The organism is Zhenpiania hominis (assembly GCF_014333425.1).
Lineage (GTDB): Bacteria > Bacillota > Clostridia > Peptostreptococcales > Anaerovoracaceae > Hominibacterium > Hominibacterium hominis.
Genome location: NZ_JACRYT010000001.1, coordinates 351970 through 365838 on the forward strand (window position 1 = coordinate 351970; position 13869 = coordinate 365838).

Annotated in this window: 14 protein-coding genes; 13 read left to right on the forward strand and 1 reads right to left on the reverse strand. The window is 45.1% G+C overall.

Annotated features, from left to right (window positions below; genetic code table 11):
* Positions 1–11: 11 nt before the first annotated feature.
* Both H9L42_RS01765 and H9L42_RS01770 read left to right on the forward strand, forming a co-directional pair.
* A complete protein-coding gene (locus H9L42_RS01765) occupies positions 12–1139 on the forward strand; it encodes a hypothetical protein (protein ID WP_187301722.1) in 1128 nt (375 codons plus the stop codon).
* Complete coding sequence (locus H9L42_RS01770) at positions 1136–1600, forward strand: signal peptidase I (RefSeq protein WP_187301723.1); 465 nt, start codon at positions 1136–1138, stop codon at positions 1598–1600. Before H9L42_RS01765 ends, H9L42_RS01770 begins: the two co-directional genes overlap by 4 nt.
* A gap of 78 nt (positions 1601–1678) precedes the next feature.
* Here the strand turns inward: H9L42_RS01770 and H9L42_RS01775 are convergent, their stop codons facing one another.
* Complete coding sequence (locus H9L42_RS01775) at positions 1679–2704, reverse strand: YeiH family protein (RefSeq protein ID WP_187301724.1); 1026 nt, start codon at positions 2702–2704, stop codon at positions 1679–1681.
* Positions 2705–2824: 120 nt separating this feature from the next.
* On the opposite strand from H9L42_RS01775, the gene H9L42_RS01780 reads away from it, so the two are divergent.
* The 11 genes from H9L42_RS01780 (at position 2825) to H9L42_RS01830 (ending at position 13862) form a co-directional block, all read left to right on the forward strand.
* A complete protein-coding gene (locus H9L42_RS01780; protein WP_187301725.1) occupies positions 2825–3703 on the forward strand; it encodes a LysR family transcriptional regulator in 879 nt (292 codons plus the stop codon).
* Positions 3704–3799: 96 nt separating this feature from the next.
* Positions 3800–4423, forward strand: coding sequence for a cytidylate kinase-like family protein (locus tag H9L42_RS01785; protein WP_187301726.1), 624 nt, complete (start codon positions 3800–3802; stop codon positions 4421–4423).
* A 245-nt stretch (positions 4424–4668) separates the two neighbouring features.
* Positions 4669–5712: a heat-inducible transcriptional repressor HrcA gene (gene hrcA, locus H9L42_RS01790; protein ID WP_187301727.1), complete on the forward strand. Its 1044-nt coding sequence runs from the start codon at positions 4669–4671 to the stop codon at positions 5710–5712.
* The gene (gene grpE / locus H9L42_RS01795; RefSeq protein ID WP_187301728.1) at positions 5705–6301 is read left to right on the forward strand and encodes a nucleotide exchange factor GrpE; all 597 of its coding nucleotides are present in this window, start codon (positions 5705–5707) and stop codon (positions 6299–6301) included. Before hrcA ends, grpE begins: the two co-directional genes overlap by 8 nt.
* Positions 6302–6362: 61 nt before the next feature.
* Positions 6363–8249 carry a molecular chaperone DnaK gene (gene dnaK, locus H9L42_RS01800; RefSeq protein ID WP_187301729.1) on the forward strand — a complete coding sequence of 629 codons (1887 nt, stop codon included), beginning with the start codon at positions 6363–6365 and terminating at the stop codon, positions 8247–8249.
* Positions 8250–8321: 72 nt separating this feature from the next.
* A complete protein-coding gene (gene dnaJ, locus H9L42_RS01805; protein WP_187301730.1) occupies positions 8322–9482 on the forward strand; it encodes a molecular chaperone DnaJ in 1161 nt (386 codons plus the stop codon).
* A gap of 496 nt (positions 9483–9978) precedes the next feature.
* A complete protein-coding gene (locus tag H9L42_RS01810) occupies positions 9979–10830 on the forward strand; it encodes a PfkB family carbohydrate kinase (protein ID WP_187301731.1) in 852 nt (283 codons plus the stop codon).
* Complete coding sequence (locus tag H9L42_RS01815) at positions 10814–11584, forward strand: GntR family transcriptional regulator (RefSeq protein ID WP_187301732.1); 771 nt, start codon at positions 10814–10816, stop codon at positions 11582–11584. The genes H9L42_RS01810 and H9L42_RS01815 overlap by 17 nt, the downstream gene beginning before the upstream one ends.
* A gap of 4 nt (positions 11585–11588) precedes the next feature.
* On the forward strand, positions 11589–12332 hold the full coding sequence (locus H9L42_RS01820; RefSeq protein WP_187301733.1) for a GntR family transcriptional regulator: 744 nt from the start codon (positions 11589–11591) through the stop codon (positions 12330–12332).
* Positions 12333–12788: 456 nt separating this feature from the next.
* Complete coding sequence (locus tag H9L42_RS01825; protein ID WP_187301734.1) at positions 12789–13166, forward strand: TnpV protein; 378 nt, start codon at positions 12789–12791, stop codon at positions 13164–13166.
* Between the two features lie 117 nt (positions 13167–13283).
* Positions 13284–13862, forward strand: coding sequence for a TetR/AcrR family transcriptional regulator (locus H9L42_RS01830; protein ID WP_187301735.1), 579 nt, complete (start codon positions 13284–13286; stop codon positions 13860–13862).
* Positions 13863–13869: the final 7 nt, after the last annotated feature.

A 13869-nucleotide genomic window follows, 5' to 3' on the forward strand; every position in this document is an offset into this window, starting at 1 on the left:
CGGAAGCATACATGAAAAGAAAACGATGTGAAAAGAAACTGGTCTCCTGTCTGCTGCTTGCCTGTCTGTTTATCGGGGCAGCCGTATATGGGGCTGTTGGCAGTGGGATTGCGGTAACAAACCACTTTCAAACAGGAAGTGTGGACCTGGAATTGAAGACGTACAGAAAATCGGCAGACGGTATACAGGAGGCAGCGTCCGGAAGGAACATCACCGCTAATCAGAAGCTTTCTTACATACCGCGGATCACAGCCCTGCGGGCGGATTGCTATGTGCGTTTGAATGTCCATATTGCGATGGAAAAAAAGTGTGTGGAGCCTGTAACCATCGAATCGGTCGAACCTCTGGAAAACTGGGTGAAGAAAGGCAGCCAGCTCTATTATACAAAACCGTTAAAAACTGGAGAATCTGTGAACGCTTTTGAGTGGATCCATATTCCGGAGACATGGAATATGAAAACTGCGTCTGGATTCCAGGTGAATCTGACTGCTGACGCGATTCAGGCGGCCCACTTTACACCGGATTTCCATTCAGATATACCATGGGGATCTATAAAAATAGAAGAGGCAAAAGAAAAAGATAAAACGAATTACCGATCTGTGAAGAAAGCAGATCAAACGCATAGACTGATCTATCAGGGAGACGGGACTTTTGAGCTTTCTTCGGAAGATTTGTTCGAAAATTTTCAGACTGCCGTAGCCGGAGATGCTTTTGAGGATTCTCTGAAATTGATAAATCATGGAAAAAATAAGATCCGCCTGTCTTTTAAATGTGAAAGCCGGTCAGAAGAGACCCTGCTGGAAGCCGTTTCCGTAAACTTGCGAATCGGGGACCGGCTTGTTTACAAAGGACCTCTTTCTGCCAAAAAAATAAGTAACTATCAAGTGCTCGCGACGATCGCGCCAAAACAAGAAAAAATCCTGCGCTATGAACTGACGGTTCCTATAAAGTTGCAGAATCTGTTTTCTGTTGAAAAAGAAAAGCTAATCTGGTACTTTCAGGCGGAAGAGATGGACGAAGATGGACGCGCGGTGCAGACCGGAGATGACTCGCTTTTCGGGCTCTCGGCTGCGTTGATCGCAGGAGCCGCGGCAACCGTCCTGCTGCTCCTTTTCAAAAAAAGGAAAGTAAAATTATGAAAAGAAAAATCAGAAATGGAATATTGATGCTGCTGGGTATGCTGTTGGCGGCAGCCGCTCCCTTTGCGGCGGGAATCCGGATGGCCTATGTGAAAAGCGGGAGCATGGAACCGGAGATCCATGTGGGGAGCATTTGTCTGATGGACACAAATGTACGAAAACAGGAAATTCAAAAGGGGGATGTAATCGTGTTTTCCGTTGGAAAAGAGCAGGCGCTTGTAACTCATAGAGTGGCGGATATTACAGAGAAAGGATTCCGTACAAAAGGCGACGGGAACGACAGAAAGGACCCCTGGCTTGTTTCTCCGGATGATCTGAAAGGGAAAGTGCTGGGGGCGATCCCGTACTTAGGATATGTAGCGGCTTTTTTACAATCAGGGCAGGGTATCTTTCTGCTGAGTGGAGCAGGGATTCTTTATGCCGGTTATCTTTTCTGCAGAAAAAGAATGCGGCAGGAGTAGTTGGATAAAGGATGCGGGCAGAACGGAGCGGCTGCTTCCGAACTGCCTTTCAATATTATATTTTCGATTTTGGAGAATTTATAGCATTCCGATAAAGTGCTGCACAACTAAGGAAACCACAGCTACCATAAACCAGCAACACAGTCCAAGGACAATCGGTCTCAGTCCATTGGTCAAAAGTTTTTTTAAATTGGTGTTGAGACCAATGGCAGTCATTGCCATAACAATCATAAATTTACCGATTGTAACCAGGGATTCCGGAAAAACCGCGGGGAGAGGAAGAAAGGTATTAATGACAGCAGTCAGGACAAATCCCAGTACAAACCATGGGAAAATTTTGCGGAGGCTGTAAACGCTGCCTGCGGTACCGCTGTTTTCCTGTGCCCGAATTGCCTTGCGGGTGGTATATACAGCGAGAACCAGGGTAATTGGCACAATCATCAGTGTACGGGTCAGCTTTACGATTGTAGCGAAAGCAAGGGCTGTGTTGTTTCCTGCTGAGGCGCTCCAGGAAGCGCCTGCCGCCACAACGGAAGACGTATCGTTGATAGCGGTACCTGCCCACATGCCGAAGCCAGTATCCGTGAGTCCCAGTAAATGGCCTAACGGAGGAAAAATGAAGACTGCGGCAATATTGAACAGGAAGATTGTCGAGATTGCCTGGGCCACATCATCGTCACCAGCCTGGATGACAGGAGCAGTAGCTGCAATGGCAGAGCCTCCACAGATACAGGTGCCTACTCCGATAAGCGTTGTAGTCTTTCCTTCAACTTTCAGCGCTTTGCCGATAAAATAGGCAGTAAGGAAAGAGGAAGTCAATGTGAAAAGCATCACCATGAGAGACTGGCCTCCAACCTGAATGACATGAAACAGATTCATTTCAAATCCTAGCAGGATAATCGAATATTGAAGAATTTTCTTTGATGTAAATTTTATTCCGGCCGCAATTTTTTTTGGCTGCCAAAAGAGCGCGATGAGTATCCCGAAGAGGATGCCAAATACCGGACCTCCGATGATTGGAAAAGCAATCCCCAAAAACCAGGCGGGAAGGGCGATAACCAGACAGGCCAGGATTCCCGGCATGTTCTTTTTTACAACATTCATAGCATATACCTCGTTTCTTATTGTTCTATCGATATTATGCCACACACATATCATAAAATAAAATGATATATATTTATTTAATAATAAATATATGTTATGATAAGAATAGGAGGTGTTTCAATGCTTGACTTTCGGATTCATACGTTCCTTACCGTATGCAAATATATGAATTTTACAAGGGCAGCGGAAGAATTAGGACTCACACAACCAGCCGTTTCTCAGCATATCCGCTATCTGGAAGAAGCCTACCGGACAAAACTGTTTTTCTATCAAAAGAAAAAAATGTTTTTGACGGAAGAAGGGACGACCCTGCTTCGTGCCGCGGCGGCAGTGAATCATGATGAAATCCACTTGAAAAAACAGATCGCGGAATTGCGGGGAGGGGTGAAAACACTGTCCTTTGGTGTGACTCTGACAATCGGTGAATTCATCATGCCGCGAAAAATCGCGGAATATCTCAGAGCACATCCGGAAACGAATGTAAAAATGACGGTTGCCAATACGCAGGAACTTTTAAAACAATTGAACAGCGGGCTGTTGGACTTTGCGCTGGTAGAAGGATTTTTTACAAAAAGCGAGTATGACAGTCTCGTTTATTCAGAAGAACCGTATATTCCGGTATGCGGTAGAGAGTATTCACCGCGGAAAGAATTGCGCCGCATCGAGGATACCTTCGGTGAACGCCTTATTGCGCGGGAGGCGGGATCAGGAACCAGAGAAATTTTCGAACGGTATCTGGAAAGCCGCAATTTTCAGATCAGAGATTACAAACGAGTGGTGGAAATCAGCAATATAAGTGCAATCAAAGCGCTGACCGAGGCAGGAGCAGGCATCACTTTTTTGTATGAAGCGGCAGTAAAAAAAGAACTGGAAGCCGGAACGCTGGTGCGGATTCCATTGCAGGATTTTTATCTGGCGCATGATTTCACGTTTATCTGGCCGAAGAACAGTATTTTTTCCGAATACTACAAAGAACTGTTCGGGATACTGGCTGTCTGAACGGAAGAGCTATCAATGAAAGATACTTTTCTTTCACACTGGAAAGAGTTACAATAAAAGAAAGATATATCTGCATCAGAAGCAGGGGGTGAAATGATGAGCGCGAATTATGTGATTACGATCAGCAGACAGGCTGGAAGCGGAGGCACCATTTTGGGAAAAGGCCTTGCAAAACATTTCGGATTTTATTATTTGGATAATGAAGTTCTGAAAAGCAAGGCAAGAGAATGGAACCGGGAGCAGACGGATGAGTGGATCGGCAGCCCATCTATGGGTAAGTCATTTTTGGCTCCGAACCTGGGCGGTCTCCCATATCTTTCCGATACCTGGATGATTACGACGGACGCGAATCTTTTCCGGGCGGAGAGTGAGATTATGAAACAGACAGCGGAAAAGGGTTCCTGTATTATTACGGGCAGGTGCGGAGCGTATCTGTTTCGAAAACAGGAAAAGCATGTAAGCCTGTTTTTATACGCGGACGAAGCGTCCCGGATTGGAAGACTGGAGCGGGAACTTTCCTTTTCCCATGACAAAGCGAAGAAAGTAATTGACCGGGCGGATAAAGAAAGGGCCCGCTACTATAGCAGACATACGGGAGAAAAATGGCTGGATATGACAGGGTATGATTTGTGTATTGATACCGGAAAACTGCCGGAAGAAGAGGTAAAGCGGCTCGCGATCCATTATATTGAAGCGCGGTTTCCGCAGCTGAAACGATAAAAGATTGAAAAATAAGGGCTTCCGGCGGTAAAGTGAAAAGAGCGCTTCTGCCGGAAGTCTTTTTTCAATATCGTTAGAAAAGCTGTGGGCGCTGGATTTTTGCATGAGAGAGGGCCGGCAATAAATTTTTAGAAAAAATTTCAAGAAAATTTTCTAAAAGAGTGTTGACAATTCAATATAAGAGTGGTAAATTTAAACTGTAATTAGCACTCATGCAAAGAGAGTGCTAACAGGAGGGACTGAAGATGGATCTGAGTGAAAGGAAGCTGAGAATATTACAGGCGATTATAAGCGACTTTATTACAACAGCAGAGCCGGTGGGTTCCAGAACACTTTCCAAGAAATTCGATCTGGGAATTAGTCCAGCCACGATTCGCAATGAAATGGCGGATTTAGAGGAAATGGGATTTTTGACGCATCCGCACACATCAGCAGGTCGCGTGCCGTCAGAGAAAGCTTACAGGCTGTATGTAAATGACATGATGAAAAAGCGCGAACTGTCAAAAGAAGAGAAGGATGCGATTGCGAAAAAACTCTATGAAAATGTCGCAGAACTGGAGAAAACGGTGCAACACGCGGCTGAAATCCTGTCGGAAATTACCAATCTGACTTCATTCGCGCTGACGCCATCACCCGATGAGGATACGCTGAAGTACATCAATCTGCTTCCGGTGGATGAACATACGGTTGTACTGATGATCGTATCCCATAGCGGAAAAGTTTCCAATACGGCGCTGAAATTAAAAGTGCCTTATACGGAAGAAGGGTTAGAACTGCTGTCAAAGAATATGACCTATAACTATAGGGGGAAAACGATCAGCGAAGTATTGACTCTGGATATTATCGAAAGCTTTGAGACTGATATTGAAGCAATGAGTGTTCTGGCTAAGAAAGTAATGCCGAATTTTGTGAAGACACTGGAAAATATGCTGAATGTTCATTTGTATATGGACGGACTTACCAATATATTTTCCATTCCCGAGTACAATGACTTGGATAAAGCGAAGATGTTCCTTGAAATGCTCGGAAAAAAGGAGGACTTTACGAAAACTCTGATTAACCGGGAAAACGGTGTAATCATTACCATAGGGAAAGAAAACGCGGAAGACATGATGCAGGATTGCAGCCTGATTACCGCAACTTACCATGTGGACGGCAAACTGGCAGGCAAGATCGGTGTAATCGGGCCGACCAGGATGCGGTATGGTGAGATCACGTCAGTAGTTGAATTTTTAACGGAGAACATAAGCAACGCGTTCAAGTTGCCAGGAGGAGGTAAGGATGAGTAACGAGTCGAAGGAATGCAGAGAGAAAGGCACGGCGACGGAGGATGAACTGAAAAAAGGGCAGGATTCCGTGGAGGCTGATGCAGAAGATAGACCTTCCAAAGAGAAGGAGCCCGAACAGACGCAGGGAACGGAAGAAAACAAAGAGGAAGAACCTGCGGAAAAAGAAAAAAAGGAACCGGAAGAGGATGAAAGCACTCGCTATATGAGATTGATGGCAGACTTTCAGAATTACAAAAAAAGAGTGGAAAAGGAAAAATCCGATATCTACTCCTATGCCAATGAAAAATTGGTGACGGAACTTCTGAATGTACTGGACAATTTTGAACGGGCGCTGGAACATGAGGGAGAAGATAAGAGCTTCCATGAAGGCATGCAGATGATTTTCAAACAGCTCTTTGATGTCCTTGAAAAATCCGGTCTGAAAGAAATTCCGGCTCTGGGAGAGGAATTTGATCCGAATTTCCACAACGCGGTGATGAATGAAGACACCGAGGAATATGAAAGCGGAACGGTTTCGGGTGTGATGCAGAAGGGCTACACTTTGAACGGTAAGGTAATCCGGCCGTCTATGGTGAAAGTCGCCAGCTGATAAATGGTTTTTAAATTTAAAAAATAAATAATTTAGAATATAATATAAAGGAGAGATTAATATGGGAAAAGTAATAGGAATAGACTTAGGGACAACAAACTCGTGCGTAGCAGTGCTGGAAGGGGGAGAACCTGTTGTAATCGCTAATGCGGAGGGAAACAGAACCACCCCATCCGTAGTGGGATTCGCGAAAAATGGAGAAAGGCTGATCGGTGAGACCGCGAAGAGACAGGCAATCACCAATCCGGACAGAACGATTTCTTCTATCAAGAGATATATGGGTACCGATCATACGGTAGAAATTGATGGAAAGAAATATACGCCGCAGGATATTTCCGCGATGATTCTGAGCAAGCTGAAAGCGGACGCGGAAAGTTATTTGGGAGGCACTGTGACGGAGGCGGTTATTACAGTACCGGCTTACTTTACCGACAGTCAGAAGCAGGCTACGAAAGATGCCGGAAAGATTGCCGGACTGGATGTAAAGAGAATCATCAACGAGCCGACAGCGGCTTCACTGGCTTACGGCCTTGATAAAGATGAAGCGCAGCATAAGATCCTGGTGTACGACCTGGGAGGCGGTACATTCGATGTATCCATTCTGGAACTGGGAGATGGCGTATTTGAAGTATTGGCAACAAACGGAAACAACAAACTGGGCGGCGATGATTTTGACGAGGCGGTTTTAAATTACCTGGCGGATACGTTCGCGAAGGAAAACGGAATTGACCTGAGAAATGATAAGATGGCTCTGCAGAGATTGAAGGAAGCTGCGGAGAAAGCCAAGAAAGAATTATCGAGCGCGCAGACAACCAACATCAACCTGCCGTTCATTACTGTAAATCAGGACGGACCGCTGCATATGAATATGGATCTGACAAGAGCTAAATTCGATCAGCTGACTTCCGATCTGGTTCAGAAAACCATCGAACCGATGCAGAAGGCAATGAATGACGCGGGCGTAACCAACAGCGATATTTCGAAAGTTATCCTGGTCGGCGGTTCTACCAGAATTCCGGCTGTCCAGGAGGCGGTTAAGAAAGTAACCGGCAAAGAACCGTTCAAAGGAATCAACCCGGATGAATGTGTTGCAATCGGCGCGGCAATCCAGGCAGGGGTACTGACCGGTGAGGTAAACGACGTACTGTTGCTGGATGTAACGCCGCTGTCCCTGTCCATCGAAACTCTGGGCGGTGTAGCGACGAAGCTGATTGAAAGAAATACGACAATTCCGACAAAGAAGAGTCAGATCTTCTCAACCGCCGCGGATAATCAGACCGCGGTAGATATTCACGTAATGCAGGGTGAACGTGAAATGGCATCCGGCAATACAACGCTGGGACGTTTCCAGCTGACCGGCATTCCGCCAGCTCCGCGTGGCGTTCCGCAGATCGAAGTTACGTTTGATATCGACGCCAACGGTATCGTAAATGTACACGCGAAAGATATGGGAACCGGAAAAGAACAGAGCATTACAATCACTTCTTCTACAAAGCTGTCTGACGAGGAAATCCAGGCGAAAGTCAAAGAAGCCGAACAGTACGCGGCGGAAGACAAACAGAGAAAAGAAGAGGTTGAAGTAAGAAACCAGGCAGAAACTCTGGTATATGAAACAGAAAAGAACCTGAAGGAAATCGAGGGAAGCTTATCGGAAGAAGAAAAGACGGCCGTAAACACAGCCAAGGATGAACTGTCCAAGGCTCTGGAAGGCAATAACATTGAAGAAATCAAGGATAAAACAGAAAAACTGACGCAGCAGTTCCACTCCATCTCCGCGAAGATGTACCAGCAGGCGCAGGCTCAGCAGGGACAGGGAGCTGACGGAGCAGCAGGCGGATTTGATCCGAATGCGGGCCAGGCCGGCGGCAGCGCGGCAGGCGGTCCGGCGGGGGACAACGTAGTAGATGCCGATTACGAAGTCGTAGACGACGATAAGAAAAATAATTAATAGCCCTTTTGTCAGAGCACTCCTTTTCAGGAGTGCTCTGCATGGGTATATTACTTAAAGTGAGGAAAGGTAATGGCAGAAAATAAAAGAGATTACTACGAAGTCCTTGGATTGAAAAAGGGCGCCAGCGATGATGAAATCAAAAAAGCTTTTCGAAAGATGGCGATGAAATATCATCCTGACCGAAATCCGGGCGATAAAAACGCCGAGGAACAGTTCAAACAGATTAATGAAGCGTACAGTGTTTTATCCGATCCTGATAAGAAGAGCAAATATGACCGGTTCGGCCATGCGGGCGTAGACCCGAACGCCGGATTTGGCGGTGACGGCGGTTTCGGAGGATTTGGCGGATTCGGAGGCGCCGGCGGCTTTGAAGATATCTTCGATATGTTCGGAGGCATGTTCGGTGGTGGCGGCGGTTCGCGGCAGAGAAGAAGAAACGGCCCGATGAAGGGAAATGACCTGCAGAAGGCCATGACAATCACCTTTGAAGAGGCTGCCTTTGGAACGAAAAAAGAGATCCAGATCAGCAAGTATGTAGAGTGCGCGACCTGTAAAGGCAGCGGCGCAGAGCCGGGAACTTCCAAGAAGTCCTGTCCGAAATGCGGAGGAACCGGAGAGATCCGGACCACGCAGAAGACACCGTTCGGAACCTTCCAGAGTTCTTCACCGTGCCCGGACTGTGGAGGCACCGGGCAGATCAACGAGCATCCTTGCCGTGACTGCGGAGGAACCGGAAAAGTCAGAAAGAATGTTACGATTTCCGTGGATATTCCTGCCGGAGTGGATAATGATTCCGTGATTTCCATTAAGGGACAGGGAGAACCGGGCAGCAACGGAGGGCCAAACGGCGACCTGTATGTGGTGCTGACGGTAAAACCGCATAAATTTTTCGAAAGAAAAGGGCAGGATCTCTGGCTGGAGATTCCGATTACCTTTGACCAGGCGGCGCTGGGCGATGACATCACCGTACCGACGCTGGAGGGCAAGGTTTCCTATAAAGTGCCGCCGGGCACACAGCCGAATACGGTATTCCGCCTGAGAGGCAAAGGAATTAAGTCCCTTCGTTCCAGCAGAAAAGGCGACCTCTATGTGCGGGTAATTCTGGAAGTGCCGACAAAGCTGAACGGCAAGCAGAAAAAGGCAATCCAGAACATGGCCAAAGAAGTGAGGCATGACTGCTACAACAAGAAGAGCGGCTTCTTAGAGTCCATGAAAGAGTTCTTTAGCTAAGTGCAACTTTGATTCTGAATGAGCGGAATTCGAGAATTGAAGAAAAGACTTCTCTTGCTTTTGAGGATATTCAGAGCAGGAGAAGTTTTTTTATGGCAAGTGCGAAGAAGACAGGGGTGCGAACATTGCTGCCTTTCTGAAATCAGAATTGCGGATTTTGAAGCGAATTTTCCTATATATTCCATGTTTGGGAATTTAGACCTTAAAAACAGAGAGACGAAGGGAGAATTTTAGGGAAAAATGCAATTACGCGTTCCTTTTACCCAAAATGTTCGCGCGTCGCGCACCAAGTCCAGAATTTTTGCCGATGTGTTCGCGCGCCGCGACTTCTGTTCTACAATTTCAGGAATTTGTTCGCGCACGAGGGCTTCTCAGTGAACATAAGTCCATGGATAATACCGCCTACTCATCCATCAGCGGCAGCGTACTTTTTTCTATGCGCAAGAAAAAAGTTATGCTAAAATAGTAGAAAACAGCAGGAAAGGATCGAAATGCTATGCGAGTAATTGGAATCGGAGATAACGTGGTGGATCGTTATACCAACAAGCGAATTATGTTTCCGGGAGGAAACGCGGTGAATTTTGCCGCGTACGCTGCTCAGTGCGGAGCGGACTCAGCCTATCTGGGTATCATAGCAGATGATAAAGAAGGACGTCTGGTGCGGGACTCTCTCATTGAAACAGGGGTCGATGTTTCAAAATCCCCTCTCAAAACAGGGCTTGCGACAGAACGGTGCGATGTGATTTTAAAAGATGGAGATAGAGTGTTTACCGGATGCAGCTATGGAGAGGGAGAATATCGGACCTTGACTTTATCAGAAGAAAATCTGCGATATCTGGAACGGTTTGATGTAATTCACTGCGGATGTTACGCGTCCATGGAAGATGAGATAAAAAAACTGCAAGATTTGCGGGCGGTTCGAACGTATGACTTTTCATCTGAGGAAGAATACCGTACAGAGGATTATTTGGAAAAGGTCTGCCCTTATATTGATATTGCTCTCTTTTCCGCGGAAGAGATGACGGAACAGCAAACGGAAAAACTGCGAAAGCAGGTAATCCGGCTGGGAACAAAACTGGTACTGATTACAAATGGCACGAAGGGGCAGAAGCTGTGGGATGGAAGCCGTGAATATTCGGGAAAAGTAAAACTGGTGGAACCGGTAGATACCATGGGAGCAGGGGACTCCTTTTTTACCGCTTTTGTAATTTCCATGGTCAAATCCGGTTATGATAGAGAAAAAGCGGTTACAGTAGAAATGACAGACCGGGCCTTTTCAGAAGCGGCAGATTTTTCCGCACGGACATGTCTTGTGGAAGGAGCGTTCGGCTTTGGAACCTCATATTAATCCGATAAAGAAAAAAAGAGTGTTGACAAAGGATGTTTTGCTGGCGAAAGAGATGGAATATATGTTGGAATCAGAGCATTATACGGAAGGCATGCGGCTGCCTTCGGAACGGGAAATGGCCTCTGCGTTTGGCGTTCAGAGAGGGACAGTCCGAAGCGCGCTGCAAATCCTTCTGGATAAAGGTATGATTCTGGCAAAGCCGCGGGCGGGCTATTTTGTAGCGCCAAGGAGAGTGGATTTCAATCTCAACGCTTATGACTCCAGAAAGTCTGTAATCGAACAGATGGGAAAAACCACCTATGTAAAGCTTCTTACTTTTGAGAAGATTTCCGTGTCAGAAAAAATGGCGGAAAAGACAACATTGGAAGAAGACTCTCAGGTATACCGTATCATGCGCCTGCGTTTTGCCAGTGGTCTTCCTATGGCGTTGGAACGGACCCATATCCGGTGCGATCTGGTTCCGGGCCTGACAGAGGAGGATGTACACAACAAATCCATTTACGCGGCATTGAGGCAGAAATATAAAATACATATCGCCAGATCGGAAGAAAAAGTAACAGCTGTATACGCAAACGGGCTTGAGTCCGAACTGCTTAATACAACGCGTTTCCGGCCGCTTATGAGGTATGAAGGCATAGTATATGACAGCGAGGAACGGCTGATTGAATATTTTGATGATATCATTCTGAAGGAGAAAGTACAGTTTATCAGCGATGCAGTGCATGGCGGCGGGAAAACACATATGGGAAGATAGAAGAATGAAAAAGAAACCAACACGCGGAGGAGACAGCCATTCCCTCCGGATTCGTAAACGGATTATCCGGAAAATCGAACGGGGTGAATACCTGCCGGGAGAAAAGTTGGCCGGTGAACGGGAACTGGCAAAACAGTATGATGTTACCCGCAGGACCGTGCAGTATGCTCTGGACGAACTGGCAAAAAAAGGATATCTGGAGCGAAGACAGGGAAGCGGCACCTTTGTCAGAAAGAACATCGTTAATAAGATGGATCTAAACTATATTTCTGAGCGGGGAAACGCGGGGATCACCGCAATTGTAAAAAACCATGGAGCTAAGATATCTAACAAAATCCTTACAAGGGGAATTGTATCCGGAAAATTTTTTTCCTGCAGATTAGATCTGCCGGAAGGCGCGCCTGTTTATGCGCTGCACCGAATTCGTTATGGAAACGATGAGCCCATTGCCGTAGAGTATACCTATGTTCCGGCTCAGCTTTTTCCGGATATTGATGATATTGATTTTGAAAAAGTTTCTCTTTACGATTATATGGATTCAGAGACGCGTATGCCGAAAAAGTTCATTCAGAAGCTGCAGATTATTGAAGCGACAGAAAAAGAAAGAAATTATTTGGAACTGAACAAGAAAGAGCCGGTCTACTACTTTGAATTTATAGGTTATGATGAGACAGGAGTGATTGTGGAATACACAGAAAGCTACACTCGCTGCGACAAATTCGAATATAAATTTGACGCGAAGGCCTGAATTAATTTCAAATTGGTATAATTAAAAAAAGATTGAAATTTCATAAAAAAATAAGAGTTTTAAAACGTATCCATTGATTGGTATAGTAAAAACCTACAAATGAAACGTTTTTTCTTTTCCCGAAAAACTTGTTTTTCCCTGAAAATTTGCTATTCTTATGTTAAGGAATTGTTAAGAAATTCGTTAAAAAAATAATAATTTGAAAACCATAAAATTATGAGTGATTATTGCTCTCCATAGGTTATCAATAAAATCTTCCAAAAGCCTTGAATATAAAGGATTTTTCGCACTCTGCTCGCCTTATCCCTTTATATGATTTCACACAAGTTTACTCTTTCCCTGACTGCTTATAAGGGCAAAATCAAGGGCAAGAAAATCTCATGACAAGATATAACAGAATGTGGCAATCGGAGAACTGTGGCATATGTGCGAATATATTATACTGGAGGATTTTTTATGGACAAGTACATTTATGATGAAAGCAATGGTCTTTGGTATGAACTGCAAGGAGATTATTATATCCCTTGCCTTGTTTTACCAGCCGAAGAAGAACAGCCAGTCGGTTTGTGGGGACAGCGACACTTACACTATCTCAAAGAGTACCGCAGAGGTACATATATCAATCTTCTTACAAGCGGCAGGCTCAACGCCTACCTTGTGAAGATTGATAAACAGGCACAGGAACGCTTTGAAAGGCTCATTGAGGGCATGAAACGGACACAGGGTATTACTGAACAGTTAAAGGCTGAAAACGGTTTTGAATGGATAAGAAGAATAAATAACATACTGGCATGTGCGTGGGAGATTGTGAACGAAGAAATCATCTTTGCATAAGCAGACAATAAGGCAGCAGGGCGTAATCCCTGTTGCCTTATTGACTTTAAGGGCGGTTTTGATTATAATAAATCAACTGATGTAAAACCATTGATTTAATAAAAGGAGAAATAGAATATGCCACCAAAAGCAAAATTTACAAAAGGAGAAATTATTGAAGCCGCATTAAATATTGTCAGAACAGACGGATATGAAGCTTTAACTTCCAGAGCATTGGGAACATACCTCAGCAGTTCGGCAAGGCCGATTTTTACTGTATTCAAAAATATGGAGGAAGTTCAGCAGGCTATGATTGAAGCTGCTAAAACTCTGTATAAAGAATATGTCAATAAAGGATTAACAGCGGAACACCCTTTTAAGGGGGTGGGTACACAATATATTCTCTTCTCTGTTAATGAGTCAAAACTTTTTCAGCTCCTCTTTATGACGGAGCAAAAACAAATTCCCGACTTATCAGGCGTACTTCCGCTGATAGATGAAAGTTATGAGCAAATTCTATTATCAATTCAAGAAGATTACAAAATTTGCAATTCATCTGCGAAAAAGCTATATCATCATCTTTGGATATATACACACGGAATTGCATCGCTTTGTGCCACAAAAATGTGCCGCTTTACAGATGAAGAAATCAGTACAATGATTACTGAGGTATGTATGAGCATTTTGAAAAAGATAAAGGAAGAAGAAAATAAATAGGAGGAAA

Coding starts and splice junctions, on each gene's coding strand:
- H9L42_RS01765 (WP_187301722.1), top strand. CDS start 12: ATGAAAAGAAAACGATGTGAAAAGAAACTGGTCTCCTGTCTGCTGCTT.
- H9L42_RS01770 (WP_187301723.1), top strand. CDS start 1,136: ATGAAAAGAAAAATCAGAAATGGAATATTGATGCTGCTGGGTATGCTG.
- H9L42_RS01775 (WP_187301724.1), bottom strand. CDS start 2,704: ATGAATGTTGTAAAAAAGAACATGCCGGGAATCCTGGCCTGTCTGGTT.
- H9L42_RS01780 (WP_187301725.1), top strand. CDS start 2,825: ATGCTTGACTTTCGGATTCATACGTTCCTTACCGTATGCAAATATATG.
- H9L42_RS01785 (WP_187301726.1), top strand. CDS start 3,800: ATGAGCGCGAATTATGTGATTACGATCAGCAGACAGGCTGGAAGCGGA.
- hrcA (WP_187301727.1), top strand. CDS start 4,669: ATGGATCTGAGTGAAAGGAAGCTGAGAATATTACAGGCGATTATAAGC.
- grpE (WP_187301728.1), top strand. CDS start 5,705: ATGAGTAACGAGTCGAAGGAATGCAGAGAGAAAGGCACGGCGACGGAG.
- dnaK (WP_187301729.1), top strand. CDS start 6,363: ATGGGAAAAGTAATAGGAATAGACTTAGGGACAACAAACTCGTGCGTA.
- dnaJ (WP_187301730.1), top strand. CDS start 8,322: ATGGCAGAAAATAAAAGAGATTACTACGAAGTCCTTGGATTGAAAAAG.
- H9L42_RS01810 (WP_187301731.1), top strand. CDS start 9,979: ATGCGAGTAATTGGAATCGGAGATAACGTGGTGGATCGTTATACCAAC.
- H9L42_RS01820 (WP_187301733.1), top strand. CDS start 11,589: ATGAAAAAGAAACCAACACGCGGAGGAGACAGCCATTCCCTCCGGATT.
- H9L42_RS01825 (WP_187301734.1), top strand. CDS start 12,789: ATGGACAAGTACATTTATGATGAAAGCAATGGTCTTTGGTATGAACTG.
- H9L42_RS01830 (WP_187301735.1), top strand. CDS start 13,284: ATGCCACCAAAAGCAAAATTTACAAAAGGAGAAATTATTGAAGCCGCA.